25 protein-coding genes are annotated in these 25,025 nt (G+C 64.1%); 17 read left to right on the forward strand and 8 right to left on the reverse strand.

What is annotated here, in order from left to right:
* Positions 1-62 precede the first annotated feature (62 nt).
* Genes FJ546_RS02620 through FJ546_RS02640 form a run of 5 tightly spaced genes read left to right on the forward strand, consistent with a single transcriptional unit; the run spans position 63 to position 4,795 of the window.
* Positions 63-863, forward strand: a complete 801-nt coding sequence (locus tag FJ546_RS02620) for an ABC transporter ATP-binding protein (RefSeq protein WP_140887838.1) — start codon at positions 63-65, stop codon at positions 861-863.
* Positions 860-1,609, forward strand: coding sequence for an ABC transporter ATP-binding protein (locus FJ546_RS02625; RefSeq protein ID WP_140887840.1), 750 nt, complete (start codon positions 860-862; stop codon positions 1,607-1,609). The genes FJ546_RS02620 and FJ546_RS02625 overlap by 4 nt, the downstream gene beginning before the upstream one ends.
* A complete protein-coding gene (locus FJ546_RS02630; RefSeq protein WP_140887842.1) occupies positions 1,606-2,514 on the forward strand; it encodes a branched-chain amino acid ABC transporter permease in 909 nt (302 codons plus the stop codon). Before FJ546_RS02625 ends, FJ546_RS02630 begins: the two co-directional genes overlap by 4 nt.
* Positions 2,511-3,494, forward strand: coding sequence for a branched-chain amino acid ABC transporter permease (locus FJ546_RS02635; RefSeq protein WP_181167781.1), 984 nt, complete (start codon positions 2,511-2,513; stop codon positions 3,492-3,494). Before FJ546_RS02630 ends, FJ546_RS02635 begins: the two co-directional genes overlap by 4 nt.
* Complete coding sequence (locus FJ546_RS02640) at positions 3,491-4,795, forward strand: FAD-dependent oxidoreductase (protein ID WP_140887844.1); 1,305 nt, start codon at positions 3,491-3,493, stop codon at positions 4,793-4,795. Before FJ546_RS02635 ends, FJ546_RS02640 begins: the two co-directional genes overlap by 4 nt.
* 21 nt (positions 4,796-4,816) lie before the next feature.
* Here the strand turns inward: FJ546_RS02640 and FJ546_RS02645 are convergent, their stop codons facing one another.
* From FJ546_RS02645 to FJ546_RS02660, 4 genes are read right to left on the reverse strand one after another with little or no spacing between them, the layout of a single operon-like run.
* Positions 4,817-5,473: a GntR family transcriptional regulator gene (locus FJ546_RS02645; protein WP_140887845.1), complete on the reverse strand. Its 657-nt coding sequence runs from the start codon at positions 5,471-5,473 to the stop codon at positions 4,817-4,819.
* A gap of 12 nt (positions 5,474-5,485) precedes the next feature.
* A complete protein-coding gene (locus tag FJ546_RS02650) occupies positions 5,486-6,802 on the reverse strand; it encodes an aspartate aminotransferase family protein (RefSeq protein ID WP_181167782.1) in 1,317 nt (438 codons plus the stop codon).
* Complete coding sequence (locus FJ546_RS02655) at positions 6,803-7,861, reverse strand: phosphotransferase (RefSeq protein ID WP_140887848.1); 1,059 nt, start codon at positions 7,859-7,861, stop codon at positions 6,803-6,805.
* Complete coding sequence (locus tag FJ546_RS02660) at positions 7,858-9,159, reverse strand: ArgE/DapE family deacylase (protein WP_181167783.1); 1,302 nt, start codon at positions 9,157-9,159, stop codon at positions 7,858-7,860. The genes FJ546_RS02655 and FJ546_RS02660 overlap by 4 nt, the downstream gene beginning before the upstream one ends.
* Before the next feature lie 176 nt (positions 9,160-9,335).
* On the opposite strand from FJ546_RS02660, the gene FJ546_RS02665 reads away from it, so the two are divergent.
* Positions 9,336-9,983, forward strand: coding sequence for a GNAT family N-acetyltransferase (locus tag FJ546_RS02665; RefSeq protein ID WP_181167784.1), 648 nt, complete (start codon positions 9,336-9,338; stop codon positions 9,981-9,983).
* A 77-nt stretch (positions 9,984-10,060) separates the two neighbouring features.
* The gene (locus FJ546_RS02670; RefSeq protein WP_246686715.1) at positions 10,061-10,255 is read left to right on the forward strand and encodes a transporter substrate-binding protein; all 195 of its coding nucleotides are present in this window, start codon (positions 10,061-10,063) and stop codon (positions 10,253-10,255) included.
* A gap of 20 nt (positions 10,256-10,275) precedes the next feature.
* Here FJ546_RS02670 and FJ546_RS02675 read toward each other — a convergent pair whose 3' ends face one another.
* Together FJ546_RS02675 and FJ546_RS02680 are read right to left on the reverse strand one after the other, a co-directional pair.
* A complete protein-coding gene (locus FJ546_RS02675) occupies positions 10,276-11,922 on the reverse strand; it encodes an acetolactate synthase large subunit (protein ID WP_140887850.1) in 1,647 nt (548 codons plus the stop codon).
* 89 nt (positions 11,923-12,011) lie between these two features.
* Positions 12,012-12,914 carry a LysR family transcriptional regulator gene (locus tag FJ546_RS02680; RefSeq protein WP_140887851.1) on the reverse strand — a complete coding sequence of 301 codons (903 nt, stop codon included), beginning with the start codon at positions 12,912-12,914 and terminating at the stop codon, positions 12,012-12,014.
* Positions 12,915-13,016: 102 nt separating this feature from the next.
* On the opposite strand from FJ546_RS02680, the gene FJ546_RS02685 reads away from it, so the two are divergent.
* From FJ546_RS02685 to FJ546_RS02710, 6 genes are all read left to right on the forward strand, one after another.
* On the forward strand, positions 13,017-14,006 hold the full coding sequence (locus FJ546_RS02685) for a zinc-dependent alcohol dehydrogenase family protein (RefSeq protein ID WP_140887853.1): 990 nt from the start codon (positions 13,017-13,019) through the stop codon (positions 14,004-14,006).
* Between the two features lie 196 nt (positions 14,007-14,202).
* A complete protein-coding gene (locus FJ546_RS02690) occupies positions 14,203-14,496 on the forward strand; it encodes a zf-TFIIB domain-containing protein (protein ID WP_140887855.1) in 294 nt (97 codons plus the stop codon).
* 65 nt (positions 14,497-14,561) lie between these two features.
* The gene (locus tag FJ546_RS02695) at positions 14,562-15,548 is read left to right on the forward strand and encodes a Tim44 domain-containing protein (protein WP_140887856.1); all 987 of its coding nucleotides are present in this window, start codon (positions 14,562-14,564) and stop codon (positions 15,546-15,548) included.
* A 368-nt stretch (positions 15,549-15,916) separates the two neighbouring features.
* Positions 15,917-16,468: a MaoC family dehydratase gene (locus FJ546_RS02700; RefSeq protein WP_140887858.1), complete on the forward strand. Its 552-nt coding sequence runs from the start codon at positions 15,917-15,919 to the stop codon at positions 16,466-16,468.
* A 2-nt stretch (positions 16,469-16,470) separates the two neighbouring features.
* On the forward strand, positions 16,471-17,631 hold the full coding sequence (locus tag FJ546_RS02705) for a CaiB/BaiF CoA-transferase family protein (RefSeq protein ID WP_140887859.1): 1,161 nt from the start codon (positions 16,471-16,473) through the stop codon (positions 17,629-17,631).
* A gap of 14 nt (positions 17,632-17,645) precedes the next feature.
* Positions 17,646-18,782: an extracellular solute-binding protein gene (locus FJ546_RS02710; protein ID WP_140888058.1), complete on the forward strand. Its 1,137-nt coding sequence runs from the start codon at positions 17,646-17,648 to the stop codon at positions 18,780-18,782.
* Positions 18,783-18,854: 72 nt separating this feature from the next.
* Here the strand turns inward: FJ546_RS02710 and FJ546_RS02715 are convergent, their stop codons facing one another.
* Together FJ546_RS02715 and FJ546_RS02720 are read right to left on the reverse strand one after the other, a co-directional pair.
* Positions 18,855-19,694 carry an amidohydrolase gene (locus tag FJ546_RS02715; RefSeq protein WP_140887861.1) on the reverse strand — a complete coding sequence of 280 codons (840 nt, stop codon included), beginning with the start codon at positions 19,692-19,694 and terminating at the stop codon, positions 18,855-18,857.
* Positions 19,695-19,759: 65 nt separating this feature from the next.
* Positions 19,760-20,545 carry an IclR family transcriptional regulator gene (locus FJ546_RS02720; protein ID WP_095771266.1) on the reverse strand — a complete coding sequence of 262 codons (786 nt, stop codon included), beginning with the start codon at positions 20,543-20,545 and terminating at the stop codon, positions 19,760-19,762.
* Positions 20,546-20,713: 168 nt separating this feature from the next.
* On the opposite strand from FJ546_RS02720, the gene FJ546_RS02725 reads away from it, so the two are divergent.
* The 4 genes from FJ546_RS02725 to ugpC all read left to right on the forward strand — a co-directional run bounded on the left by FJ546_RS02725 (position 20,714) and on the right by ugpC (position 25,022).
* The gene (locus tag FJ546_RS02725) at positions 20,714-22,033 is read left to right on the forward strand and encodes a sugar ABC transporter substrate-binding protein (protein WP_095786786.1); all 1,320 of its coding nucleotides are present in this window, start codon (positions 20,714-20,716) and stop codon (positions 22,031-22,033) included.
* A gap of 124 nt (positions 22,034-22,157) precedes the next feature.
* On the forward strand, positions 22,158-23,054 hold the full coding sequence (locus FJ546_RS02730) for a sugar ABC transporter permease (RefSeq protein ID WP_140887862.1): 897 nt from the start codon (positions 22,158-22,160) through the stop codon (positions 23,052-23,054).
* Complete coding sequence (locus FJ546_RS02735) at positions 23,054-23,920, forward strand: carbohydrate ABC transporter permease (RefSeq protein ID WP_140887864.1); 867 nt, start codon at positions 23,054-23,056, stop codon at positions 23,918-23,920. The genes FJ546_RS02730 and FJ546_RS02735 overlap by 1 nt, the downstream gene beginning before the upstream one ends.
* Before the next feature lie 4 nt (positions 23,921-23,924).
* Complete coding sequence (gene ugpC / locus FJ546_RS02740; protein WP_140887865.1) at positions 23,925-25,022, forward strand: sn-glycerol-3-phosphate ABC transporter ATP-binding protein UgpC; 1,098 nt, start codon at positions 23,925-23,927, stop codon at positions 25,020-25,022.
* The last annotated feature ends 3 nt before the right edge of the window (positions 25,023-25,025 follow it).

Consider the following 25,025-nt stretch of genomic DNA (forward strand, 5'->3'; position numbering starts at 1 on the left):
CAAGTGTGATCACAAATCAAAAATCAGGAGACGGCGATGATCGTCTTCGGCCAGAGGGTTTGATGAGCGAGGCCACCGAACGGTTGGGAAAGGAGACCCGTGCGCCGGTTCTGACGGCAAGGCACGTCGTCAGGCGGTTCGGCGGCCTTGTCGCTGTCAACGATGTCTCGTTTGACGTCAAAGCAGGCGAAATCCTCGGCCTGATCGGACCGAACGGCGCCGGTAAGACGACCATGTTCGACCTGCTGGCCGGCAGTATTCTGCCCTCCAGCGGCGACATCCTGCTCAACGGCGCGAGCGTCTCCGGCGAAGCCGCGCATCTGCGCATCGGCCGTGGCCTTGGCCGCACCTTCCAGATCCCCCGCCCGCTGCCCAATCTGACGCTGATCGAAAACATCATGCTGGCGGCACAGGACCAGGCCGGCGAAAGGCTGCTGGCCAACTTCGTCATACCATGGCGGGTGGCGGCACAGGAAAAAGCGGCCAGGGCAAAGGCGCTCGACCTGTTGGAACTGGTGACCCTCACGCATCTGGCGCATGAGCCGGCGCGTGTGCTGTCCGGCGGCCAGCGCAAATTGCTTGAACTTGCCCGTGTCATGATGGCCGACCCGGCGATCATCCTGCTCGACGAGCCGGCAGCCGGCGTCAACGCGACGCTGCTCGAAGTCATCATCGACCGCATCCGCGACATCAATGCGCGCGGCATCACCTTCCTGCTGATCGAACACAATATCGACATGGTGACGCGGCTCTGCCACCGCGTGCTGGTCATGGCGAGCGGCCAGTTGCTGAGCGAAGGCACGGCGGAAGAGGTCGCCCGCGACCCGCGTGTCATCGAAGCCTATCTCGGAGGCACGGCATGAGCCAGACCGTCCTCCATGTCCGCGAGCTCGAAGCCGGCTATGAGCCTGGCGTGCCGATCGTGCGCGGCGCCTCGATCACTGTCCGAAAGGGCGAGATCGTCGTCGTCCTCGGCCCCAACGGCGCCGGCAAATCCAGCTTCATCAAGGCGATCGCAGGCCTCGTCCCGATCACCGGCGGCACGGTGTTTTTGGACGGCAAAGACATCACCGCCGCGCCCGCCCATACCATGGTGCGGCTTGGCCTGGCCTTCGTACCGCAGACCGAGAATATCTTTCCGCTGATGTCGGTCGAGGACAATCTGAAAGTCGCCTGCGGCATCCTCGAGCGACGTGAAATCCCTGCGCGTATCGACGAGATGTATGCCGCCTTCCCAGATATCGTGCGCCAGCGCCGCACCGCCGCCGGCAATCTGTCGGGCGGACAACGACAAATGCTTGCGGTCGCCCGCGCCCTGATCGTGCATCCCAAGGTGCTGGTGCTCGACGAGCCGTCGGCCGGCCTGTCGCCGAAATTCGTGTCGATGGTGTTCGAGATGCTGGCCGGCATCCGCAAGTCCGGCGTCACCATCCTGCTGGTCGAACAAAATGCCAAGGCAGCACTGGCCATCGGCGACCGCGCCTATGTGCTGGTCGAGGGCAAGGACCGGCACGAGGGCGTCGCTTCCGAGCTGTGGAACGATCCCGTCGTCGCCGAACTCTATCTCGGCCAGCGCCCTTCTCGCGACCACAAGGGAGGCGCGGCATGAGCCTGCAATTTGTCGTCGACGGATTGCTGACCGGCTCGATGATCGGGCTCGGCGCCATCGGCGTGACGCTGACCTATTCGATCCTGCGCTTCTCCAATTTTGCCCACGGCGACTTCATGGCCTGGGGCACCTATGCGACGCTCGCCGTCGTCAGCGCCATTGCCGCCACCGTTGGCAAGATCGCACCCATCGCGCCGCTGTCCTTCGGCTGGCCGCTCCTGGTTGCCCTGGTCGTCGGCATGGCCTTTACCGCCTTGCTGGCGCTGCTGCTCGACAAGGTGCTGTTTTCGCGGCTGCGCTCGCAGGGCCAGGCCATCATCGTGGTGATGGCGAGCTTCGGCGCGTCGATGGCGCTGAGGAGCCTGCTCGAATTCACCTTCACCTCGCGGCCGACCTATTTCAGCCGGGCGATCCAGATCGCCATGCCGGTCGGCTTCGGCATACGCATAACCCCAGACCAGATCGCACTTCTGCTGCTGACGGCCATGCTGGTGCTCGGTGTGCATCTTTTGATGACGCGCACGCAGACCGGCCGCGCCATGCAGGCACTGAGCCAGAACGCGGCGCTGGCCCGCATCGTCGGCATCGACGTCGCCAGCGTCGTGCGCGTCACCTGGGTCATCGGCGGAGCGCTCGCCTGCGTCGCCGGCGTGATGATCGGCATCCTGGTGCAGATCCGTCCGTTCATGGGCTTCGACATGCTGCTGCCGATGTTCGCCGCCGCCATCCTCGGCGGCATCGGCAGCATTCCTGGCGCGGTGCTCGGCGGCCTGATCATCGGGCTCGCCGAAGCCGGGGCGGTGCAGCTGATCGGCGCCGAATGGCGCGCCGCCGTGTCCTTCATCATCCTGATGGCTGTCTTGTTCGTGCGGCCGATCGGCCTTTTCGGAGTTCGGGAAAGATGATCGATATCATCGGCTACGGCGCCTTCTTCCTGACCACCGCGCTGATCTTTTCGCTGGTCACGCTGGGGCTCAATCTGCAGTGGGGGTTGACCGGCCTGTTCAATGTCGGCCTTGCCGGTTTCGTTGCCATCGGCGCCTACACCTCGGCCTTGCTGACCACACCGGATGATGCCGCGCGGTTGGGCGGCTTTGGCCTGCCGATCCTTGTCGGCTGGCTCGGCGCCATGGTCGTCGGCGGCATTGCCGCTGCCCTGACCGGCATGGCGACACTGCGGCTCAGGTCCGACTATCTGGCCATCACCACTTTCGGCGTCGCCGTCGTCGTGCAACTGGTCGCGCTCAATGCGCGGAAGCTGACGGGCGGGCCGTTCGGCATCGGCTTCATCCCGCGTCCCTTCGGCGGCCTCGCCGAGACGCCGCTGCTGTTCAACCTGTCCAACCTCGCCGTCGTCTGCGCGGTCACGCTGATCGCCTATCTCGCCCTGGAGCATCTGTCGCGCAGCCCCTGGGGACGCGTGCTGAAGGCCTTGCGCGAGGATGAGCGGGCGGCGATCTCGCTGGGCAAGAGTGCGCGCTTCTACCGCGTCCAGGCCTTTGCCGTCGGCGGCGCGATCATGGCCCTTGCCGGCGCGTTGCAGGCGCATTTCACCGGCTTCATCGCGCCGGACAATTATTTGCCGATCCTGACCTTCCAGGTCTGGGTGATGCTGATCGTCGGCGGTTCCGGCAGCAATCTCGGCGCTGTCATCGGCAGCATTCTGGTCTGGGGAATCTGGGCCGGATCGGGAACGCTGACCAGCGTTCTGTTCGCGCCTGAGCAGCAGGCGCGTGCGGCCTCGCTGCAGATCGTCGCCATCGGCGTCATGCTCTGCGTCATTCTGCTGATCCGGCCGAACGGGCTGTTCGGCGACAGGCCGCGTCGCCCGCGCTTCGGGAAGCGAACAAAAGCGGCGGCGATCAAGAGCAGTTCCGGCTCATGACCGCTGCGATCGGGCAGGAAGCACATGACGTTTCACTGTGGCACGCCGTCAGCCGCAGTCGCCGGGGACGGCCGGCGCTGCAAGGCGGGCTGGATGTCGATCTGGCCATCGTCGGCGGTGGATTTTCCGGCCTGTCGACCGCGCTGCACGCCGCCGAAAAAGGCATCTCGGTCGCCGTCCTCGAAGCCGAAATCATCGCCTGGGGGGCGACCGGCCGGAATGCCGGTTTCGTCGTGCCGAACTTCGCCAAGATGGACCCGGACAGCATCCTTGCGCATCTCGGCGCCGAGCGCGGTGAACGCCTGATCGACTTTGCCGCCGGCAGTGCGGACCTGGTCTTCAGCCTGACCAAACGGCACGGTATTGACTGCGACGCGGTGCAGAACGGATGGATCCAGCCGGCACATTCGCCTGCAGCGTTCGAGAGGGTCAAATCGCGCGCCGGGCAATGGGCACGGCGCGACCGGCCTGCGGTCACGTTGGATCGTCAGGACGTCGAGGCCCTGACGGGCGCGCGCGGCTATGTCGGCGGCTGGATGGACCGTTCGGGTGGCGTGCTCAATCCGGTCGTCTATGCGAACGGACTGGCCGATGCGGCGCAGAAGGCTGGCGCCAAGATCTTCGAGCGCACGCCGGTCAGTTCGGTCGATCGCGCGGCCGATGGCTGGTCGCTGAAGACGCCGTCTGGCTCGGTGCGTGCCGGCAAGGTGCTGATCGCCACCAACGCCTATGGCGGGTCGCTCAATCCGCTGCTGCAACGAAGCTATTTTCCGCTGAAGATTTTCCAGATCGCGACCGAGCCGTTGCCGCGCGAGGTGCGGACGCGTTTGCTTCCTGGCGGGCAAGGCGTCGGCGACACCAGGCGCAATCTCTTCACCTTCCGCTTCGACGCCGACAACCGGCTGATCAGCGGCGGCATGCATATTCTGAGCGCCGGTGCCGACACACGTGTGCCGCAGACAATCTGGCGGCGGCTGGCCAGGCATCTCGACCTGCCGGACCTGCCGCCACTTGCCTGTGGCTGGTCGGGGATGGCCGCGGTCGAACCGGATTTCCTGCCGCACTTCCTGGATCTCGGGCCAGGGCTGATCGCCGGCCGCGCCTGCAACGGTCGCGGCATCGCCATGACGACGGCGATGGGCAAGGTGCTGGCCGACTGGGCCGCCGGAACCGAAGCGCGCGATTTGCCGCTGCCATTCGCGCCGCCGGCGCCGATCCCGTTCCATGCGCTGCTGCGGCACGCGCCCAACGCGCTGCTCGGCTGGAGCATGCTGCGCGACCGGCTGGACGAGACAGCGTAGGCCGATCCAGCCGCCGTCCGGTCAGGCCGTCATGCGAAGATTGTCAGAGAGAACCGCGGCCGCCGCGGCGATGTCCTGTTCAAGGGAGACCCGGACAGCAGGGCCATCGCGCTGCTCCAATGCAGCGACAATCCTGCGATGCGCGTCGTTCGACTGCGGAATGTATCGCTCGGTCTGCATCAGAAGCTTGAGATAAGGCCCGACCCGGCCCCAGAGGTCGCGGATCATGTTCAACAGGATCGGCGCGCCGGCATGCTGGTAGATGGCGAAGTGAAACGCCTCGTTCAGCGACAGATAGGCGCCGGCGTCGCCGGCCTCGATGGCGCGCTGCATGCCGGCGAGCGTCGCCTGTATTTCGACCAGCCCGCTTTCGCTCATCCGCGTGGCGGCCATCTCACCCGCCAACCCCTCGACGGCAATGCGGATATGGGTGAGTTCCTCGAAGGCGGGGGCCGACAGCAAAGGCACGATAACAGAGCGGTTGTTCTGCATTTCGAGCAGCCGCTCGGCGACCAGTCTTTGCAGCGCCTCGCGGATCGGCGTCGTCGAGATGCCGAAGGTCTCGGCGAGCTTGCGGATGACCAGCGTCTGGCCCGGGCTGAAACCGCCTGAAATCAATTCCTGCTTGAGCGCGCCATAGGCGCGGTCGTTGAGGGTTTGATGTTCGAGCTTCAGCATGCGCGGTCCAGATCACCAATTCGACAAAGCGCGGTCGAGCGTCTCGGCCAGCTGCTCGGCATTGTCCCTGGCAAAGGGCAGCGGCGGCCTGATCTTCAGCACATTGCCGCGCCGACCGCAGGACGAGATCAGCACGCCATCCTCGCGCATGGCTTCGACGACAGAAGATGTCTTGTTGGCGGCCAGCGCCTCGTCGCCATCCGCCGTCAGCTCGACGCCGAAATAGAGGCCGTTGTGCCTGACGTCACCGACCATGTCGTGCCGGCCCTGCAGAGCGCGCAGCAGGTCAGCCGTATAGGCGCCGACATTGCGCGCGTTCTCGATCAGCCCCTCGCCTTCGATCACGTCCAGAACCGCGATGCCGACGGCGGCCGCAACCGGATTGCCGCCGAAGGTGTTGAAATAACCGGTATTGGAGCCGAAGGATGAGACAAGCCGCGGCCGCACCAGCACCGCGCCCATCGGATGGCCGTCGCCGATCGGCTTGCCCATGGTGACGATGTCGGGTTCGAGTCCATAATTGGCAAAACCCCACATGCCCTGGCCAAGGCGGCCGAAGCCGGACTGGACCTCATCGGCGATGACGATGCCGCCCGCCATCCTGACGTGATCCGCCGCCTCGCGCATGACAGTCGCGTCGGGGAAGAAAATGCCGTCGCTGGAAAAGGCCGAGTCGAGAAGCAGCGCCGCCGGACGGATATTCTGCGCACGCATGTCGTCGATGGCGGCGGCGACATTCTTGGCGAAGTCCTTCGCGGCGCGGCCGTGGTCGCGGAACGTGTCCGGCGCTGCCACGGTCCGGTGGTGCAGGGGCACGCCCTTCGCGCCGACCGCCGCCGGCGACAGCTGCGCGGTAGCGATCGTCGCGCCGTGATAGGCGAAATCGGTGATGATGACGCCGGTGCCGCCGCTCGAATGCTGGGCGATGCGGATGGCGAGGTCGTTGGCCTCGCTGCCGGTGCAGGTGAACATGGCATGGCCAAGATGGGCCGGAACCGTGCCGAGCAGTTTTTCCGCATAATCAAGGATGATCTCGCTCAAGTAGCGGGTATGGGTGTTGAGCGTGGCCGCCTGCCTCGACAGCGCCTCGACGACGCGCGGATGGCAGTGCCCGACCGAGGCGACATTGTTGTAGGCGTCGAGGAATTTGCGCCCCCTCGCATCGTAGAGCCAGACACCGCTGCCGCGCACCAGATGGATCGGGTTGCGGTAGAAGGCGCGATAGGTCGGCCCAAGCAGCCTGGCGCGGCGTTCGAGCAGCGCGCGATCGCCTGCCGAAGCGTCGGCGTCGGCAAGGACGTTGGTGGGTGAGGACTGGGACACGGGCATCTACTCCGGATTGGAATGGTCGAGAAAATAACGGTGGGCCTCATCCGATGACAGACCATCGAGCCGTTCGAGCGAGGTCCAGACCTCGGCGATGAGGCGCAGCACATAGTCGCGCTTGGCCGGAAACCGTTCCGCCTGCCAGCTGGCGATGTTGGCGATGAGCGCGAGGCGGGCACGAACCAGATCGAAAAGGATGCCGATTTCTTCAGCCTCGAGCGGCTGCACGGATTGATAGCCGGCGACGAAGCGCGCGGCCGGCGCCAGCGGATGACCTTCAGCCGGCCAGCGGTAGACGGCACCGATGGCGAGATCGCAGATCAGCGGGGAATGGATCATGTCGCCGAAATCGAGGATGCCGCTCACCACCTCCGGCCGCGAGGCGTCCATCACCACATTGTAGGAGTTCATGTCGTTGTGGACGATCTGGGCGCGCAGGCTCGGAATGACCGGCGCCGCACGCGCCTCGAAGGCATCGATGACGCGCTCGACCATGGCGCGGTGGCCGGCGTTGGCGATAAACGCCAGCATCGGCCGCGTCTTGGCGACCTTACGGATGTCCCAGAGCAGGTTGGTGCCGGCGGCCGGATGGAAGAAGCCGCGCAGAGCCCGGCCAAGCCGGGCAAGGAAAATGCCGAGATTGCGATCCTGCGCCGCCGACGTAGGCGAGCGCGACAGCAACTGACCGGGCAGATAGGTGACCAGCCGGATGATGCGCGGCGCCGATCCGCCGACGCTGACCGTGAACTGCGCTTCGCCCTCGATGCTCTTGCGCACCGAAGGGACCGGCAAGGTCGGGTCGACCCCTAGGATGTGGTCGAGAGCCTTGTTCTGGAAATCGGTGAAGCCGGCCTCCTCCGCCGGATGGGAAATCTTGAGGACGAACTCGCCCTCGCCGTCGGTATGGATGTGAAAATTGTGGTCGCGTTCGCCGGGCAACGGACGCGCGCTCCCGGCGAGGCCGTAGTGCCGGCGCAAGATGGCAAGCGCGTCGGCAATCGAAATGTCAGGCGCATCCTCGGCCAGCGTCTCGCCAAAGCCGTCTGGCACGGCCGAATTCATGAGCTTACCTCCGGATCGATCGGCTCGAGACCGCACCAGTCGGCGATGAACAGCGCAATGGTCTGGGTGACCTTGCGCACCGAATCCAGATCAACGGCCTCGTCATAGCCATGCGGCATGCGGCAGATCGGGCCGTAGACGATCGCCGGCGTGTCGGCATAGAGGCCGAAGAAGCGCGCATCCGTGGTCGCCGAGGTGACATGCTCCGTCAGCGGCTCGCCCCAGACGGCGGTATGGCTGCGGCGCAGCACGGCTTCCATCTCGTCGGCACCTTCCAGCACATAGCCCTCGGCCATGAAGCCATTGTAGCTCATCTTTGGCGGGCGATTGGCCAGGAACGGATCGGAACGGGCCGCATCGGCGATGCAGGCTTCGAGCTCGGCCCTGGCGTCCGCGAGCTTCTGGCCGGGATAGGTGGCGACCCGCATCTCGAAGACACAGCGCGCCGGCACGCTCGATGTCCATTCGCCGCCTTCGATCTTCCCGAGGTTGAAGCGGATCGGGTGCGGGTGATCGCAGAAATGCTCGTCATCGACCTTGCGCGCATTCCAGACGATTTCGAGCTGCTTCAGCGCCTGGATGATGAGAAAGGCCTTCTCGATGGCATTGGCGCCGGCCGAGAAAGCGCCGGAAGCGTGCTGCGGATCGCCATCGACCTCGACCCTGAACCAGATCGGCCCGACCTGCGCCCGCATCAAGCGCGGTTCCAAGGGCTCGGGAATGAAGGCGGCGTCAGCGCGGTAGCCGCGTTGCAGGCAGGCGAGCGCGCCATTGCCGGTGCACTCCTCCTCGACCACCGACTGGAGGTAAACATTGGCGGCCGGCTGGTAGCCGAGGCTGCGCAAGGCGGCGAGGGCGTAGAGACAGGCCGACAGGCCGGCCTTCATGTCGCCGGCGCCCCGGCCATGCATCCAGCCATCCTCGATCGCCGGATCGTAGGGGTCACGCACCCAGCGGTCGAGCGGCCCCGTCGGCACCACATCGATATGGCCGTTGAGGATCAGCGAACGGCCGGTGGCGTTTCTCGGCGTGTGGGTGGCGACAACATTGAAAGCATCGTCATAGGAGACCGCAACCGGCGAAAACCCCGGAAGGTCGCGGATCGCGTCGACATCGACACGCCACATGTCGACGGCATAGCCACCTGCCTCATAGGCGGCGGCCATGAAGGATTGCGCGGCGTGCTCCTCGCCGCGCTGGGAAGGAAAGCGCACGAGTTCCGCCAGGAACGCGACTTGCCGCGCGAAGCCGTCGTCGACCGCGCGCAAAATGGCTTCGTCGGCATTTCGCTCAGGCATGATATTCCGCTTTCTCCTGAATGGTGTATCATATCTCATATGCCATTTCCTGGAAAGGCAAGGAGACAGGTCGGGCCAAACTATGGCCCAACCCGGGAATCTCTTGGCAGGCGGGCGCAGAGTTGGCATCAGCTTCTTGCATGCCAACAAAGCCGCATGACGAAGATCGAGGACAGATGCTGGTCACCGAAGGCGCATTGCCGGATGAAATCACCGATCTCAAGTCAGGCTACCGGCGCGTGCCGGCCGGCAAGATCGTCAATGCGGTGACATGGATGGAAGCGCTGGCGCCGGTGCCAGGTCTCGCCCAGCCCCTGGCAATGACGTGGATCTCCAAGCCCGACAGCGAAGCCTACCGCACGATCTTCCTCGAGATCGGCGCTCCCTGGCTGTGGGATCGAGCCGCCGAAATGTCAGATGCCGAAATATCAGCGCATTTCGCCGATCCGCGCCAGCATCTGTACTATGGCCATGATGACAGCGGCGGCCATGTCGGCATGGTAGAGTTCCGGGTGGCCGACGGCAACGAGATCGAGATCACCTATTTCGGCCTGTTCCCCGGCTTGACCGGTCGTGGTCTCGGCAAACGGCTGATGGCTGGTGCGCTCGACCAGGCATGGCGCCTCGGCCCCGGCCGCATCTGGCTGCACACCAGCAGCATCGACCATCACAGCGTCATCGGGTTCTACCGGGCTTGCGGGTTTGAGCCCTATGCGGCCGGCTTCGAAATCACCGACGATCCCCGGATCAAGGGAACCTTGCCGCGCGATGCCGCCCCGCAAATCCCGTTGATCGAAACGGAATGGGTGCCCGGCGCCAGATGAGACCTCAACGGCCTGCATCTCTATGCGCTGGCCGCCGAGAAGGCCGGGTCGCTCAGGGATGACGATGTGCTCAAGCATTGCCGACCATCGAGTTCGACGCGCCACAAGGCAAGATCCGCGTCGATGCCTCCAACAACCACACGCTCTGCCATTCCTATGTCGGCAAGGCGGCGGCAGACGGCATCGGCTACGAAATCGTCAAGGATTTCGGCACCATCACGCCGGTCACGCCTTACTGCAAGGTGCAGGATCTTCCGTTCAAGCGGTCCTGACGGCGGCTTTACCGCCGCCGTCAGGGCGTCCGCGGCGCCGGCAGCCGCTCGCGCAATTCGTCGACAAGCACCCTGGTGTTTTCGGAATAGTCGATGGGCACAACGACGAGATGCACGCCGCCGCCGGTGAAGGCCCGTTCCAGCGCCGGCCGCAAATCAGCGATCTCCGTAACCCTGGTTCCCTTGGCGCCATAGGCCTCGGCGTATTTGACGAAATCGGGATTGCCGAAGGTCATGCCGAAATCCGGGAATTGGTCGACAGCCTGCTTCCAGCGGATCATGCCATAGGCATGGTCCTCCAGCAGCAGGATGACGAGGTTGAGCTTCAGCCTGACGGCGGTCTCCAGTTCCTGGCTGTTCATCATGAAGCCGCCATCGCCGCAAATGGCCATGACACGGCGGCGGGGATAAAGCAGTGACGCCATCATCGCCGACGGCAGGCCGGCGCCCATCGTGGCCAACGCATTGTCGAGGAGCAGCGTGTTTGCCATGCGCGTGCGGTAGTTGCGCGCGAACCAGATCTTGTACATGCCGTTGTCGAGGGCGAGGATCCCGTCCGCCGGCATCACGGCGCGCACGTCATGCACGATGCGCTGCGGCGTGAAGCGGTCTTCGGTGGCGCGCGCGGCGATGCGGCCCAGAATGCCTTCCCTGAGCGGCAGCAAGGCTTGCGCGTTGGGGATCTTGCCCTCGATGCGGTCCGCCAGCAGCGCCAGCGACGGGCCAAGATCGCCAACGATCTCGGCCTGCGGGAAATAGACCTGCTCGACATCGGCCGAGTGATAGCCGACATGGATCACCTTCGGTCCGTTGGCGCCCATGATGAAGGGCGGTTTCTCCACCGTGTCGTGGCCGATGGTGATGATCAGATCGGCCTGTTCGATGGCCTCGTGCACATAGTCGCGCTCCGACAGTGCCGCCGTTCCCATGTAGAGTTCGGTGCCGCCGGGCACCGTGCCCTTGCCCATCTGCGTGGTGAAATAGGGTATTTGCGTGCGCAGCACGAACTGGGCGACATCGGGGGTCACACGCGGACGCGACGCCGCCGCGCCGAACATCAGCAGCGGACGCTTGGCCTCCAAGATCATGCGGGCGGCGCGATCGAGCGCGTCCGCGCTGGCCAGCGGCAACTCGACCGGGTGCGTCGGCACCAGCGCCACCGGCTCGCACTCCGCCGCCGCAATGTCTTCCGGCAGTTCCAGATGCACCGGGCCGGGCCGCTCTTCCTGGGCAACGCGGAAGGCCTCGCGCACCAGCGAGGGGATCATCTTGGGCGAGACGATCTGGCGCGACAGCTTGGTCAGCGGCTTCATCGCCGCGACGATGTCGACGATCTGGAAGCGCGCCTGCCGCGATGACAAGATGCCCTTCTGGCCGGTGATCATGATCATGGGCATCGCGCCGAGCAGCGCATAGGCCGCGCCGGTCGTCAGATTGAGTGCGCCAGGGCCAAGCGTGGTGATGCACACGCCTGCCTTGCCGGTGAGCCTGCCATAGGTGGCGGCCATGAAAGCAGCGGCCTGCTCATGCCGGGTCAGGATCAACTGGATCGACGAGCGGCGGATCGATTCGACGATGTCGAGATTCTCCTCGCCCGGAATGCCGAAAATCCGGTCGACCCCTTCATTCTCGAGGGCCGCCACGAACAGATCCGAACCTTTGGTCATGAACCGCCTCTCCTGCAATGTACACGTTCCGCCTTCATATGGCATTGGAAAGCGGCACCTCAAAGCGCGCAAGCCAGTTCTGCTGGCGATCAGCCCATCAGTTTCGGCAGGGCGGCCGCCAGCGCGTCGATGGCGAGCCTAACCTTGAGCGGCAGATGCGGGGTCTGCAGCCAGAGCGCATGGCAGTCGTAGAGATAGTGCGGCTGGTCCGGCAACAGCGCCACCAGCCCACCGGCCTCCATGCGCTCGCGGACCAGCCACCGTGGCAACCACGCCAGCCCCATGCCTTCGGCCGCTGCATCGGCGATGGCATCAAGATCATCGAGCCGCAGGCGGCCGGTCGGCATGATCTCCCGTGCGGATTGCCCTTCACGCGCAAACAGCCAGGGCTGAACGACCTGGCCGAGCCGGCGATAGACAATCGCCTGATGATCGGCGAGGTCTTCGATCCGCCGCGGCTCGCCGTGAAGTCCGAGATAGGCGGGCGAGGCGCAGACGACCATGCCTTGCCGCGCAACGCGGCGCGCGATGATGCCCGCCTTATCGTCCGGATCGCCGGTGCGGATGGCAAGGTCAAAGCCGTCTTCGGCAAGATCGGCGAAGCGGTCGCTGAGTGACAAATCGAGTTCCAGCATCGGATAGTGCCGCGCCAGCTTCAGCAGCACGGGGGTAACGCAGTGGCGGCCGAAATGCGCCGGCATGGTCACGCGCAGTCTGCCTCTCGGTTCCGAAAACTGGTCGGCGGCCAGCGCATCGGCGGCTTCCGCCTCGACCAGCACGATGCGGCAGCGTTCGTAATAGGCGCGGCCGAAATCGGTCAGGCTCTGGCGGCGCGTGGTGCGGTTGATGAGGCGTACGCCGAGCCGCTCTTCGAGAGAGCGGACATGCTTGCCAACCATCGGCCCGGACAGGTCGAGCGCTACCGCCGCAGCCGCGAACGAGCCAAGGTCGACCGCCTTGACGAACACGGCCATGCTCTCGAGCCTATCCATATTCGAAACCTCTGGTTTCTACTGCTTTATCCTTACGCCCATTTATCCATGAAGCCTTTGGCCGCATAGCCCATTCGGTACAGATAATTTGGAGTAACCCGAATGGCTCGTATTGTCCGCTTCCATCAGCATGGCGGTCCAGAAGTCCTGCGCATCGAGGATATCGACCTCGCTCCAGCGGGTCCGGGTGAGGTTCAAATCCTCGTCAAGGCACTCGGCCTCAATCGCGCCGAGGCACTGCTGCGTGCGGGCAGCTATATCGAGACGCCCGCCCTGCCCTCCGGGCTTGGTCTCGAGGCGGCGGGCATTGTCGAAACGGTAGGCGAAGGCGTGAACGATTTCGTCCCGGGCGACGCTGTCAGCGTCATCCCGCCGCAATCGATGGCGCGCTGGCCGGCTTACGGCGAGCTGGTCACCTATCCCGCCGGGCTCATCGTCAAGCACCCACCGTCGCTCGACTGGCAGACAGCGGCGGCTGTCTGGATGCAATATCTCACCGCCTATGGCGCCCTGATCGACATCGCCGGACTGAGCAATGGAGACGCTGTCGTCATCACCGCGGCCTCCAGCAGCGTCGGGCTTGCCGCGATCCAGATCACCAACAAGGTTGGCGCGACAGCGATCGCGGTGACGCGAACATCGGCAAAGAAACAGGCCTTGCTCGATGCCGGCGCGGCGCATGTTGTGGTCCTGGCCGAGGAAGATCTCGCCGCACGGCTGAGCGAGATCGCGGGACCGCAAGGCGTGCGCGTCGTGCTCGATGCCATCGGCGGTCCGATCTTCGAGCCGCTGACAGCGGCAATGTCAAAGGGCGGCATTCTCATCGAATATGGCGGACTGAGCCCCGAGCCGACGCCGTTCCCCTTGGCTGCCGTGTTGGGCAAGACGCTGACGTTGCGTGGTTATCTCGTGCACGAGATAACCGGCGCCGCAGAGAAGCTGGAGATCGCCAAGGCGTTCATCCTCGAAGGCCTGGAAACCGGCGCGCTGAGGCCGATCATCGACAGGATCTTTGCTTTCGACCAGATCGTCGAGGCGCACCGCTACCTCGAATCGAACGAGCAGTTCGGCAAGATCGTCGTAACCGTTTGATCGACGGCAGCGGCGAACAAATCATTCTTGCCGGCAACATCGCTCTTGAAGGCCTGGCTCCGCATTCCTAACTGTCTGGTGCGGGCCGGGCCCCTCTGACGATCGCTTCTGGTGATTGTGATGTCGGACCGCTTTAACGGGCCCGTTTCCACCTTTTTCGGTCAAGCGGGCTCAATCCTTTCGGTTGGAGCCCCGTATGACATCTTCCCTCCTTGGTTTGGTTTGCCCCTCCTGCCGCGTCGCGCTCGTGATGAGCGAACGCCAGGGTATCGAGATTGACTATTGTCCGCAGTGCCGTGGCGTCTGGCTTGATCGAGGCGAACTCGACAAGATCGTCGAGCGTTCCGGCAGGGAGGCGTCGCCTGCGCCGCAGCCACAGCCGGCAGCCTTCTCCCAGCGGCAACACGGCCGCGATGACGACTATTCGCGCTCGCAGGGCCATCGCTATCCCAAGCGGAAGAAATCCTTCTTCGAGGAATTGTTCGATTGACCGCATGACAGGCCCAGCGCCTGCTGAAATTTCCAAAAAGTCGTATCGATAAAGGTTCATCTCCGATGATGTCTCGCACCAGCCGATTTGCAACCCTGTTTGCCGGACTGTTCCTTGCATTCTCCATGATCGCGATCGATCATGCCGAGGCGCGGCGCGGCGGCAGTTTCGGCAGTCGCGGCACGCGCACGTTCCAGTCGGCGCCGCCGACCAGGACCGCGCCGGCGCCGACCGCTCCCGTCGAGCGTTCGATGACACCCAACACCGGTGTGAACGCTGCCGCCCGGCAGCCGCAGGCCGGCCCACAGCGGCCAGGCTTCATGAGCGGTTTTGGCGGAACGATGATACGCGGCCTGCTGCTCGGCGGCCTCATCGGCCTGCTCGTCGGTCAAGGGTTCGGCGGCCTGGCCGGCATGTTCGGCTTCCTGCTTCAGGCCCTGCTCATCGGTGGCGCGATCATGCTGGCCATCCGCTTCTTCCGCTCGCGGTCGGCGCAGGGCCCTACCCCGGCGCTCGCCGGTGCCGGCAATGCCCAGGCGCCGCGATTTGAGAACCGCGCTCCGGCACAGCAGCAGACGGCCGGCGCGTTCACAATCCCCGGCTTTGGCGGTGGTTCGGGCGGAGGCTCTCCGGCTGACGTCTCCGTGGAGATCACGCTGGCTCAGAGCGACCTCGACGCATTCCAGAAGCTGTTGACCGATGTCCAGGAAGCATTCGGGCGCGAAGACCATGCCGCCCTGCGCCGGGCGACGACGCCCGAGATGGTGTCCTATCTCTCGGAAGAGCTGGCCGACAATGCCCAGAAAGGTCTCCGGAACGAGGTCTCCGATATCACCTTGCTGCAGGCCGACATCGCGGAAAGCTGGCGCGAGGACGACCGCGACTACGCCACGGCCGCGTTGCGCTACGAGTCTCGCGACGTGATGCGCGAGCGGGCCAGCGGCAAGGTCGTCGAGGGCGACGAAGACCATCCGACAGAGACGACCGAGTTGTGGACATTCACGCGTCAGAATGGCTCGAACTGGAAGCTCTCGGCCATACAACAGGCCTGAGCCCGACCATTGAACGAGGGTCCTCGCGGGCGCCTTAGCGCGTGATCCTGACGCACATCGGCATGCCGATCTCGATTGTGCGTCCGATGTCGGTCAGCAGGCCTGCGCGCTGAAACCAGGCGCGCCTGCCGATTCAGGCGGGCCACAAAGACCAGGCAATTCTTTTTCATGATTTCCTCCCCTGCCGGCCCGCGCCTGAGCGCGCGGGATGGGCAAAATTTCGCCCGCCCTCGCTTGCAACATAGCCCCATATGTGAAAATACTATTTACAAAAGAAGATTAGCGGGAGAAGACGTCATGCAGTCCGGCGCTTTGAGACGTATTCATATGGCTGGCCTGAGCCTCCTGCGAGACTGCCGGAGCCGGCCATGAGCGACTTCGCGCCCACCGTCGGCGTTGCCTCGACCTACCCCAAAAACATGCCTGAGGCGCACGCGGCACTGCCGGTGTGGAACGCCGAGAACTGGTTCTACGAGGACTGGCCGGTCGGCCAGAAAATCCGCTCGTTGCGGCGCACGATGGCGGAGGGCGACAGCCACCTCTTCAACACGCTGGTGCTCGACATCCACCCCTATGTGCAGGACCAGATGTTCGCCGAAAGCGAAGGCATTTTCGGCAAGCGGCTGATCGCCGGCGCTTTCGTCTTTTCGGCCGGGCTGGGGCTGGTCGCCACCAACTGCGTCAACGCCTTTTCCTATGGCTATGACAAGCTCCGTTTCATCAAGCCTGTCTTCATTGGTGACACGATCTATTCGATCCGCTCCAACCTCGACAAGAAGCCGCGCTACAGAGAGATGGGGTTGATCCGTGCCAGCTACGAAGTGTTCAAGGGCGAAGGCGAGCTGGTCCTCTATTGCGAGCACCTGCAGACGGTGAAGTACCGCAACCCGGCCGATTTCGTCGGCAAGACGGAGAAATGAAAATGCCGGCTTTGGCCGAATTGCCGCTTGCCGGTCTCGTCGTCGTCGACATGAGCCAGTTTCTGTCCGGCCCCTATTGCTCGCTGCGGCTGCTCGACCTCGGTGCGCGCGTCATCAAGATCGAGCGCCCGGATGGCGGCGACCTGTCGCGCCGGCTCTACCTCAGCGACACCGAGATCGGCGGCGATTCCACGATCTTCCACGCCATCAATCGCGCCAAGGAAAGTTTTGCCATCGACTTGAAGAACGAGGCGGATCTCGAGGCGCTGCGCGGGCTTCTGGCCAAGGCCGATGTGCTTATCCAGAATTTCCGGCCCGGCGTCATCGAGCGGCTCGGCCTCGACTACGAGGCCGTCCGCAAGATCAACCCGCGGCTCGTCTACGCATCGATCAGCGGCTATGGCGAGGACGGCCCATGGGTCAAGCGGCCCGGCCAGGATTTGCTGGCGCAATCCCGGTCCGGCGTGATGTGGCTCAATGGCGACGAGGGCCAGGGACCTGTGCCCTTCGGGCTGGCCATCGGCGACATGCTGGCGGGTGCCGCCTGCGCGCAAGGCATTCTGGCAGCGCTGGTGCGGCGCGGCATCACCGGTCAGGGCAGCCATATCGAAACCAGCCTCCTGGAAGCGCTGGTCGATTTCCAGTTCGAGGTGCTGACCACGCATCTCAATGACGGCCGCCGCTTGCCCAGGCGCTCCAGCTTCCGCAGCGCGCATGCCTATCTCTCGGCGCCTTACGGCGTCTACCCGGCCAAGGACGGCTATCTCGCCATCGCCATGACGCCGATCCCGACACTTGCCGACCTGCTGTCGCTCAATGAGTTGGCGCCCTATCGCGACAGACCGGCTTCGTGGTTCACCGCGCGCGACGACATCAAGGCGATCATCGCGCAAAGGATCGCCAGCAAAACCATCGACGAATGGCTTGATATTCTCGAGCCGGCCGACATCTGGTGCGCCAAGGTGCTGACCTGGCCGGAGATGCTGGCCAGCGAAGGCTTTCAGTCGCTCGACATGCTGCAGACGGTGACGCGCGAGGACGATGTCTCGATCCTCACCACCAGCTCGCCGCTCAGGGTCGACGGTGCCAGGGCCAAGGTCGATCGCGCCGCGCCGCGCATCGGCGAGCACAGTGCCGCGATCCGCGAGGAGTTCGGCCTGTGACCACGCTCAAGGGCATGACCTGGAGCCATCCGCGCGGCTATGATCCGATGGTCGCCTGCTCGTCGCTTTGGCAGCAGAAGACCGGCGTCGCCATCCACTGGGACAAGCGCTCGCTGCAGGATTTCGAATCCTTCCCGGTCGAGGAACTGGCGCGCGCCTATGATCTGATCGTCATCGACCACCCGCATGTCGGCCAAATTACTGCGGAACGCTGCCTCGCGCCGCTGGATGTCGTCGGCCGCGAGGCCGAGCGCGCAGCGCTCGCCTCAGGCAGCGTCGGCCAGTCCTATCCGAGCTACGCCTGGCAAGGACGGCAATGGGCGTTTCCGATCGATGCGGCCAGCCAGGTCCAGGCATGGCGGCCGGACGCGCTCGACGCGCCGCCGGCGCGCTGGAGCGACGTGCTCGATCTCGCCCGGCAAGGCCGCGTGCTTTTGCCGTTGCGGCCGCCGCATGCGCTGATGGTGTTCTACACGCTTGCCGGCAATCTCGGGCACGCTTGCGCGACCGATCCGTCCCGCGATCTCATCGATAGCGAGACCGGCTGCGAAGTCTTCGAGATGATGCGAGAGATCGCCGCGCTGGTCGACCCGGCCTGTTTGGAAATGGATCCGATCGCGGTTTCCGAACGCATGGCGGAGGCCGATTCCCGCATTGTCTGCGCTCCACTCATCTACGGCTACGTTTCCTATGCGATGTCAGGGTTTCGCGCGCACCGGCTGGCCTTCACCGACATCCCGGCTGTCGGCTCCAGCGGCCCTATCGGTTCAGCGCTCGGCGGCACCGGTATAGCGGTGTCAGCCTTTTCCAAGGCGAAGGATGCAGCGGCGGACTTTGCCTATTGGGTCGCCAGCGGCGACGTGCAGCGCGGCGCCTATGCCGCTGCCGATGGCCAACCAGGCCATGCTGCCGCCTGGGAGGACCAGACCGTCAACGCCGTGACCGGCAATTTCTATCGCGACACGCGCGCGACGCTGGAGGGCGCATGGGTGCGGCCGCGTCATGACGGCTACATGGCGTTCCAGCAGGCGGCGCCCGACCGCATCCTGTCCGGCATGACCTCCGGGCATAAAGCCGCCCGGGTCGTTGCCGATCTCGTCAGCCTGTTCCGGGAGAGTGCCCCCGGCGCAAGTGTCCGGCGCTGCTGGTAGAGGAGTCTGAACGAAACCCGACGGAGGCGAACGTCTGGACTACGCCCCGGCGAGACGCCGAGGCAAATCCAACTATTCCAACCGCCAAAGCTTGCGGGCATTGCCCGACAGCAACCTGTCGCGCTCCGCGACGCTGCAACCGGAAAGCAGTGCGTGGGTTGCTGCCACCCAGGTCGACAAGCCGCCACCAAGCGTGCAGACCGGCCAATCGCTGCCCCAGACGACACGGTCCCAGCCGAACGAAGCGATGGTGTGCTCGACATAGGGCCGCAGCGTCCCGACCGTCCAGCTGCCGGGATCGGCATAGGCGACCACACCGGAAATCTTGGCCATGACGTTCGGACGCCGCGCGATCTCGCCCACGTGCTCGCGCCAGGGATGCTCGGCTCCACCCTTGATGTCGGGGACGCCGCAATGGTCGAGAACGAACCGGACGTCGGGTGCGAGGTCGGCCAGCGCTATTGCTTTCGGAATCTGGCGCGGCAGCACGACGAGATCGAAGGTCAGGCCGGTGCCGCCAAGCCGCTTGATGTTGTCACGAAACACCGCGCCTTCCGACAGATCATCGGGCATGACATGGAGTACGCGGCGGAAACCCCTGACGAAAGGATTTGCCCGCTGCCTTTCGAGATAGGCCGGGAAATCCGCGTCTTCCGGCCGGCAGGACGCGATCGCCCCGACCAGCATGCTGCCGGCCTGTCGCGACAGACCTTCCACCCGTGCGGTCTCGGCTTCAATGTCAGCCGGATCGACATCGACCTCCATGTGCAGCACGCGCTCGACGCCGACACGCCGCGCCTCGGCGGCATAGTCCTCGTAGGAGAAATCGCGGTTGAGCGGCGGCACGCCGGCAAGCCAGGGATAGCGCAAGGCCGAGCGATCGATGAGATGCAGATGGGTGTCGATGATCACTGGAGCTCCTCCAAATTGGCTTTGTCAAATCATCTCACGGAGGAATTCTTCATTCAAATAAGAACTTATGCTGCCGACCCTACAGCCGAGCCGGCCAGATGCGACAGCTTCTCGCACGTCGCCAGCAACAGCTCGATCGTTCTGGTGATATCGGGCGCGGACGGCGCATTGACCACGGTAATGTAGGGAATGGACAGGGCGGCGATGGCCTTGCCGTCGGAACTGCGCACCGGAGCCGACAGGTTGAAGACGCCGGCGGTCTGCATCGAGGCCATCATCTCGTAGCCACGGTCACGGATCTGGTCGAGCCGGGTGAAGAACTCGGTCGATTGCGCCGTCTTGTCGGTGCTGCGGACGTGTTCGGAGATCATCATCTGCCGCTCTTCCTGCGAGCGGAAGGCAAGCAGAACATGGCCCGAACCGGTGTCGAACAGGCTGATGTGGGAGCCCACCCGGATCGAGATGCCCCAGTAGTTCGGCGCCTCCTGCTGGGCGATGACGACGGCGGAACCGCGATCAAAAACAACGAGTTGGTTGGCCTGCTGCGAGGTCTCGGCCAGTTCGCGCATCAGCGGCGTGGCGTAGGAAACCAGCCGCCGCACCGGAGCGTGCAGTTGCGCCAGGCCGAACAGTTTCAGCGTCAGCGAATAGCGGTCGCCATCCAGCCTTGTGACATAGCCACGCCGCACCAGCCGGTCGAGCATGCGGTAGAATTCGTTCGGGCTGCGGTCGAGTTTCTTGGCGATTTCGGCCTGGGTCAGGCCGCCGTCGACGCCGGCCAGCAGCTCAAGGATGTCGAGCCCCTTGTCGAGCGCCGGCGCGCGGTAGCGCTCGTCTTCGCTGTCGTCCATGAGGCATTTCTCCAGTGAATTCGACTCTTCATATACGCAGGAAAGCGGCCGGCGGAAACAAATTTCGCCTTGACGTACGTATGAATGTTTTGTTTGTATATGAATGTAGCATTCCTGTCACGTGGACAGGTTGCGGTCGCCGCTAAGGCGCACCAAGGGAGGAAACCAATGAATAGACTGCTTTCCGGCGTCTCCGCCGGCGCATTGGTGCTTGCATTCGGTGCAGGCACGGCCCTTGCCGGCGACCTGCCCGGCAAGTTCGAAGGCGTCACCGTCGACGTGAAACTGATCGGCGGCCAGCAATATGAAAAGCTCTATGAGCGCATTCCCGAATGGGAGAAGGCCACCGGCGCCAAGGTCAACATCCTGACCAAGAAGAATGGCTTCGACATCGACAAGGAGTTGAAGTCCGACATCGCCTCTGGCAGCACCAACTGGTGCGTCGGCTGGAACCATTCGTCCTTCGCGCCGCAATATACCGGCCTCTATACGGACCTCAGCAAATTGCTGCCCAAGGAAGAGATCGACGCCTTCGTGCCGTCGACGATCAAGGCGGCAACCATCGACGGCAAGCTTGAGATGCTGCCGCGCGCGCAGTTCGACGTCTCGGCACTCTACTACCAGAAGAGCCTCTACGAGAACGCCGACAACAAGGCCAAGTTCAAGGCCAAATACGGCTATGACCTGGTGCCGCCGGACAGCTGGAAGGAAGTCACCGACCAGGCCGAGTTCTTCGCCAACCCGCCCAATTTCTACGGCACGCAGTTCGCCGGCAAGGAAGAGGCGATCAATGGCCGCTTCTACGAGATGGTGGTCGCCGAGGGCGGCGAGTATCTCGACAAGGACGGCAAGCCGGTCTTCAACTCGGAGGCCGGCATCCGGGCGCTCGACTGGTTCGTCAATCTCTACAAGGCCAAGGCCGTGCCGGCCGGAACGACCAACTATCTGTGGGACGATCTTGGCCAGGGCTTTGCCTCGGGCACCGTCGCCATCAATTTGGACTGGCCGGGCTGGGCCGGCTTCTTCAACGACCCGAAGTCGTCGAAGGTGGCGGGCAATGTCGGCGTGAAGGTCGCGCCGAAGGGTTCTTCCGGCAAGCGCACCGGCTGGTCCGGTTTCCACGGTTTCTCGGTGACCGAGAACTGCCCGAACAAGGAGGCCGCAGCCTCGCTGGTTTGGTGGCTGACCAATGAGGACAGCCAGAAACTGGAAGCCGCCGCAGGCCCGCTGCCGACACGCACGGCGGTGTGGGATTGGGACTTGAAGCAGGCCGAAAACGATCCCTACAAGAAGGAGGTTCTCTCCGCCTTCCAGGAAGAAGCCAAGCACGCCTTCGCCGTGCCGCAGACGCCTGAGTGGATCGAGATTTCGAACGCCGTCTATCCCGAACTGCAGGCGGCGATCCTGGGCGACAAGACCTCCAAGCAGGCATTGGACGAAGCCGCCGCCAAGGCGACGCAGATCCTGCAGGATGCCGGCAAGCTTTAGAACAGCCCCAAGGTTGCCTCCCCCATGATGAATGGGGGAGGCGATCGCGTCCCGTCGGAAGGTTCGCGATGCACATCGCCTTTCGGCGCCCCGCCCACGCAATGCAAAACCCCACAGGATTCTGATGAAGGGCTTCAAGCCATCGGCGCCATTTCTGCTGCTGCTTCCAGCCTTCATCGTGCTGGCCGCGGTCGTCGTCGTGCCGCTGCTTCTGTCGCTCTATTCGAGCTTCACACCGTTCCGCCTGACCAGGCCCGAAACGTTCTTCATCTTCGTCGGCTTCAGGAACTATCTCTCGATCCTGGCCAATTCCGATTTCTGGTGGGCGTTCGGGCGCACGGTGCTGCTGCTGACCATCGCGCTCAATCTCGAAATGCTGCTGGGCCTCGGCCTCGCCATGCTGGTCGAGAAGGCGACGCGCGGCCAGCGCATCCTGCGCACGCTGATGATGTTTCCGATGATGTTCTCGCCGATCCTCGTCGGCTTCCAGTTCAAGTTCATGTTCAACGACAATATCGGCCTGGTGAACAACGCCCTGCAGTCGCTCGGCATCACCGGGGATGCCATACCGTGGCTGATCGAAGGCCATCTTGCCTTCATCGCCATTTCGGTTGCCGAGATATGGTCGTCGACCGCGATCTTCGCCATCCTGATCCTCGCCGGACTGCTCGCAATGCCGAAGGAGCCGATCGAGGCGGCGCGGGTCGATGGCTGCACGCCGTGGCAGACCTTCCGCTATGTGACGTGGCCGTTCGTCATGCCTTTCGCCTATATCGCCATGACAATCCGTTCGCTCGACGTGGCGCGCGCCTATGACATCGTCAAGATCATGACCGATGGCGGACCGGCGGGCCGCACCGAGCTGTTGTGGACGCTGGTGGCACGCACCGCCTACAGCGACGGCCGCATGGGCATGGCGAACGCCATGGCCTACTTCTCGATCCTGCTGTCGATCGCCTTCACCGTCTATTTCTTCAACAAGCTCGCCGCGGCGCGCACGCAGATCGGCGCGGAGTGGTGATGGACGAGAATTCTTCCGCCCGCCTGAAGCGCCGGCTGCTGGGCATCGTCCATAGTGTCGGCCTGTTCCTGGCGATGCTGACGATCTGCCTGCCCGGCCTCTGGATCGTGCTGTCATCGCTGCGGCCGACCGTCGAGATCATGGCCAAGCCGCCGGTGTGGATCCCGCAGGAGATCTCGTTCGACGCTTACATCGCAATGTTCTCAGGCATCGGCAAAGGCGGCATCCCAGTCATCGAATATTTCCGCAACTCGCTGATCATCTCGGTGACCTCGACGATCATTGCGGTGGCGATCGGCATGGCCGGCGGCTATGCCTTCGCGCGCTACCGCTTCCGCGGCAAATCGAGCGTGTTCCTCGGCCTGATGCTTACGCGCACGGTGCCTGGCATCGCGCTGTCGCTGCCTTTGTTCTTCCTCTATGTGCGGCTCGGCATCATCGACACGCATTTCGGGCTGATCCTGGCCTATGTCGCGCTCAACGTGCCGTTCACCATCTGGCTGATCGACGGTTTCTTCCGCCAGGTGCCGAGAGACCTCGCGGAGGCAGCACAAATCGATGGCTGCACGCGCTGGCAGGCTTTCTGGCAGGTCGAGTTCCCGCTTGCCGGACCAGGCATCGCTTCTGCCGCGATCTTTGCCTTCCTGACCTGCTGGAACGAGTTCGCGCTGGCTTCGCAGCTGACCCGTTCGGTGAGCGCCAAGACGCTGCCGGTCGGCCTGCTCGACTACACGGCCGAATTCACCATCGACTGGCGCGGCATGTGCGCGCTGGCCGTGGTGATGATCATTCCCGCACTCACCCTCACCTACATCGTCCAGAAACACCTTGTCGGCGGCCTGACCTCCGGCGCGGTGAAAGGCTGATCCCATGGCGACCGTTTTCCTCAAGAAGCTGACCAAGCGCTACGGCAATATCGGGATCGTGCATGGCATCGATCTCGATATCGCCGACCGCGAATTCATCGCGCTGGTCGGCCCGTCGGGCTGCGGCAAGTCGACGACTTTGCGCATGATCGCTGGACTGGAAGAAATCAGCGCCGGTTCGATCGAGATCGGCGGACGTATCGTCAACGATCTGCCGCCGCGCTCGCGCAACATCTCGATGGTGTTCCAGTCCTATGCGCTCTATCCGCATATGACGGTGCGCGAAAACCTCGGCTTTTCGCTGAAGATCGCCGGCGTGGCCAAGGACGACATGGAGCGCCGCGTCGCCGAGGCCTCGGCCATTCTCGGCCTCGATGCGCTGCTCGACCGCCGCCCGTCGCAACTGTCGGGCGGCCAGCGCCAGCGCGTCGCCATGGGCCGCGCCATCGTGCGCGACCCTGACGTGTTTCTCTTCGACGAGCCGCTTTCCAATCTCGACGCCAAGCTCAGGACGCAGATGCGCACCGAGATCAAGAAGCTCCATGCCAAGGTGCAGTCGACGGTGATCTACGTCACCCATGACCAGGTCGAGGCGATGACGCTGGCCGACCGCATCGTCATCATGCGCGACGGCCATATCGAACAGGTCGGCACGCCAGACGAGGTCTTCCGCCGCCCGGCGACACGCTTCGTCGCCGGCTTCATCGGTTCGCCGCCGATGAATTTGCACGAGGCGACTGTCGACAACGGCCAATTGGTTTTCGTCAGCGGCGAAAGGCTGCCGCTGCCCGCCCAGTTCAAGGCCAATGTCGCGACCGGCGACAAGGTCGTGTTCGGTCTGCGGCCTGATGACATCTATCCGACCGGCCATGGCATCAGCTCCGGCGGCGCGGCCGACGTCCATCAGATCGACCTGCCGATCACCGTCACCGAACCTCTCGGCAACGAGACGCTGGTGTTCGTCGAGTTCAACGGCACGGACTGGGTTTCGCGCATGCTGAACCCGCGCCCGTTGCGCTCCGGCGAGCGGGTGGCGATGAGCCTCGACCTGTCGCAGGCGCATCTGTTTGCCGCCGAGACTGGAAAGACATTGCGGAGCTGACCG

Origin of the sequence: Mesorhizobium sp. B2-4-19, from assembly GCF_006441315.1 — a bacterium.
In the GTDB taxonomy this organism is placed as follows: Bacteria; Pseudomonadota; Alphaproteobacteria; order Rhizobiales; family Rhizobiaceae; genus Mesorhizobium.

Excerpts from the sequence above, each read along its gene's own strand:
- FJ546_RS02700 (WP_140887858.1), top strand. The coding sequence starts at position 15,917 with ATGAGCGACTTCGCGCCCACCGTCGGCGTTGCCTCGACCTACCCCAAA.
- FJ546_RS02655 (WP_140887848.1), bottom strand. The coding sequence starts at position 7,861 with ATGAATTCGGCCGTGCCAGACGGCTTTGGCGAGACGCTGGCCGAGGAT.
- FJ546_RS02725 (WP_095786786.1), top strand. The coding sequence starts at position 20,714 with ATGAATAGACTGCTTTCCGGCGTCTCCGCCGGCGCATTGGTGCTTGCA.
- FJ546_RS02675 (WP_140887850.1), bottom strand. The coding sequence starts at position 11,922 with ATGACCAAAGGTTCGGATCTGTTCGTGGCGGCCCTCGAGAATGAAGGG.
- FJ546_RS02630 (WP_140887842.1), top strand. The coding sequence starts at position 1,606 with ATGAGCCTGCAATTTGTCGTCGACGGATTGCTGACCGGCTCGATGATC.
- FJ546_RS02720 (WP_095771266.1), bottom strand. The coding sequence starts at position 20,545 with ATGGACGACAGCGAAGACGAGCGCTACCGCGCGCCGGCGCTCGACAAG.
- FJ546_RS02680 (WP_140887851.1), bottom strand. The coding sequence starts at position 12,914 with ATGGATAGGCTCGAGAGCATGGCCGTGTTCGTCAAGGCGGTCGACCTT.
- FJ546_RS02730 (WP_140887862.1), top strand. The coding sequence starts at position 22,158 with ATGAAGGGCTTCAAGCCATCGGCGCCATTTCTGCTGCTGCTTCCAGCC.
- FJ546_RS02625 (WP_140887840.1), top strand. The coding sequence starts at position 860 with ATGAGCCAGACCGTCCTCCATGTCCGCGAGCTCGAAGCCGGCTATGAG.
- FJ546_RS02710 (WP_140888058.1), top strand. The coding sequence starts at position 17,646 with ATGACCTGGAGCCATCCGCGCGGCTATGATCCGATGGTCGCCTGCTCG.
- FJ546_RS02665 (WP_181167784.1), top strand. The coding sequence starts at position 9,336 with ATGCTGGTCACCGAAGGCGCATTGCCGGATGAAATCACCGATCTCAAG.
- FJ546_RS02705 (WP_140887859.1), top strand. The coding sequence starts at position 16,471 with ATGCCGGCTTTGGCCGAATTGCCGCTTGCCGGTCTCGTCGTCGTCGAC.
- FJ546_RS02620 (WP_140887838.1), top strand. The coding sequence starts at position 63 with ATGAGCGAGGCCACCGAACGGTTGGGAAAGGAGACCCGTGCGCCGGTT.
- FJ546_RS02735 (WP_140887864.1), top strand. The coding sequence starts at position 23,054 with ATGGACGAGAATTCTTCCGCCCGCCTGAAGCGCCGGCTGCTGGGCATC.
- FJ546_RS02695 (WP_140887856.1), top strand. The coding sequence starts at position 14,562 with ATGATGTCTCGCACCAGCCGATTTGCAACCCTGTTTGCCGGACTGTTC.
- FJ546_RS02650 (WP_181167782.1), bottom strand. The coding sequence starts at position 6,802 with ATGCCCGTGTCCCAGTCCTCACCCACCAACGTCCTTGCCGACGCCGAC.
- FJ546_RS02690 (WP_140887855.1), top strand. The coding sequence starts at position 14,203 with ATGACATCTTCCCTCCTTGGTTTGGTTTGCCCCTCCTGCCGCGTCGCG.
- FJ546_RS02685 (WP_140887853.1), top strand. The coding sequence starts at position 13,017 with ATGGCTCGTATTGTCCGCTTCCATCAGCATGGCGGTCCAGAAGTCCTG.
- FJ546_RS02660 (WP_181167783.1), bottom strand. The coding sequence starts at position 9,159 with ATGCCTGAGCGAAATGCCGACGAAGCCATTTTGCGCGCGGTCGACGAC.
- ugpC (WP_140887865.1), top strand. The coding sequence starts at position 23,925 with ATGGCGACCGTTTTCCTCAAGAAGCTGACCAAGCGCTACGGCAATATC.
- FJ546_RS02635 (WP_181167781.1), top strand. The coding sequence starts at position 2,511 with ATGATCGATATCATCGGCTACGGCGCCTTCTTCCTGACCACCGCGCTG.
- FJ546_RS02645 (WP_140887845.1), bottom strand. The coding sequence starts at position 5,473 with ATGCTGAAGCTCGAACATCAAACCCTCAACGACCGCGCCTATGGCGCG.
- FJ546_RS02640 (WP_140887844.1), top strand. The coding sequence starts at position 3,491 with ATGACCGCTGCGATCGGGCAGGAAGCACATGACGTTTCACTGTGGCAC.